Here is a 1,517-nt window from a genome sequence, read left to right as displayed (position 1 = left end):
AATTCGGTGCTGCTGAACTGGGTGCCGGGCTGGATCTGGCTGGGCGTCAAGACCTTCCTGGTCGTATCGATCTTCATCTGGGCGCGCGCATCGTTCCCGCGCTATCGCTATGACCAGATCATGCGCCTGGGCTGGAAGGTGTTCATTCCGCTGACGCTGGCTTACCTGGTGATCGTCGCGGTCTGGATGCAGACCCCCTGGAATATCTGGAAGTAACGCAAGAGCAATACAAGGCACAAACATGGAAGCGATCAAGGATTTTTTCGGCAGCCTGATGCTGCGCGAGCTGCTCAAGGGACTGGCCCTCACGGGCCGGTACATGTTCGCTCGCAAGATCACCGTCCAGTTCCCGGAAGAGAAGACGCCGATTTCGCCGCGCTTCCGTGGCCTGCACGCGTTGCGCCGGTACCCCAACGGCGAAGAACGCTGCATCGCCTGCAAGCTGTGCGAAGCGGTCTGCCCGGCACTGGCGATCACGATCGAGTCGGAGCAACGTGATGACGGCAGCCGCCGCACCACGCGTTACGACATCGACCTGACCAAATGCATTTTCTGCGGATTCTGCGAAGAATCCTGCCCGGTCGATTCGATCGTCGAGACCCAGGTGCTGGAGTACCACGGAGAAAAACGCGGTGACCTGTACTTCACGAAAGAGATGCTGCTCGCCGTCGGCGACCGCTACGAGAAGGAAATTGCCGCCAACCGTGCAGTCGACGCTCCTTATCGCTGATTAATAAAACAAGGTGGCTTCACCGGCGACAGCCGGCGCGCCACCGGTACTGACTGGTCCATCATGGAATTCAAATCTGCGCTGTTTTATGTGTTTTCCGCGATCCTCGTGGTCGCGGCGACGCGCGTCGTCACCGACCGCAACCCGGTGCAAGCCGCGCTGTACCTGGTGCTGACGTTCTTTACCGCCGCCGGTATATGGATGTTGCTCAAGGCGGAGTTCCTCGCCATCGTGCTGGTGCTGGTGTATGTCGGCGCGGTGATGGTCCTGTTCCTGTTCGTGGTGATGATGGTCGACGTCGACGTCGGCAAGCTGCGCGAAAATTTCTGGTCCTATTTCCCGTTTGCCGCCACCATCGGCGTCATCATCGTGCTGGAGATGGCCGCGGTCCTGTTCCGCGGCTTCCTGGCTACCGACGCCCAGGTGCCCGCTGCCTCTGCCAATCTGGGCGGCACCAAGGAACTGGGCAAGCTGATCTTCACCCAGTACATCTTCGCGTTCGAAGTGGCGGCGGTCATCCTGCTGCTGGGCATCGTTGCCGCTGTAGCGCTGACGCTGCGCCGGCGCAAGGACAGCAAGTACTTCAATCCCGCTGCGGCATCCAAGGTCAAGAGCACCGACCGCCTGCGCGTGGTGAAGATGAAATCCGAAACCGAGCGGCCGGCGCCTGCCGCCGCCAGCGACAAGCAATAAGGGGATATCGTGACTCTGTCTCTCGCCCATTTCCTGATACTCGGCGCCATCCTGTTCTCGGTGTCCGTGGTCGGCATTTTCCTGAACCGCAAGA

At 60.2% G+C, this 1,517-nt stretch carries 3 protein-coding genes and 1 pseudogene; all 4 read left to right on the top strand.

Annotated features, from left to right (window positions below; all coding sequences use genetic code 11):
- The coding region (locus tag Q7T06_RS10170) for an NADH-quinone oxidoreductase subunit H (protein ID WP_304784263.1) at nucleotides 1-216 on the top strand (216 nt) is incomplete at its 5' end.
- A 25-nt stretch (nucleotides 217-241) separates the two neighbouring features.
- Complete coding sequence (gene nuoI / locus Q7T06_RS10165; protein ID WP_304784261.1) at nucleotides 242-730, top strand: NADH-quinone oxidoreductase subunit NuoI; 489 nt, start codon at nucleotides 242-244, stop codon at nucleotides 728-730.
- A gap of 63 nt (nucleotides 731-793) precedes the next feature.
- Nucleotides 794-1,423: an NADH-quinone oxidoreductase subunit J gene (locus Q7T06_RS10160; RefSeq protein ID WP_304784258.1), complete on the top strand. Its 630-nt coding sequence runs from the start codon at nucleotides 794-796 to the stop codon at nucleotides 1,421-1,423.
- Nucleotides 1,424-1,429: 6 nt separating this feature from the next.
- Nucleotides 1,430-1,517, top strand: a pseudogene (locus Q7T06_RS10155) (NADH-quinone oxidoreductase subunit K); the annotation flags it as partial.

The organism is Herminiimonas sp. (genome assembly GCF_030645555.1).
Taxonomy (GTDB): domain Bacteria; phylum Pseudomonadota; class Gammaproteobacteria; order Burkholderiales; family Burkholderiaceae_D; genus Oxalicibacterium.
Note: the sequence above shows the minus strand (reverse complement) of the source record. Positions and strands in the feature narration are given on the sequence as shown.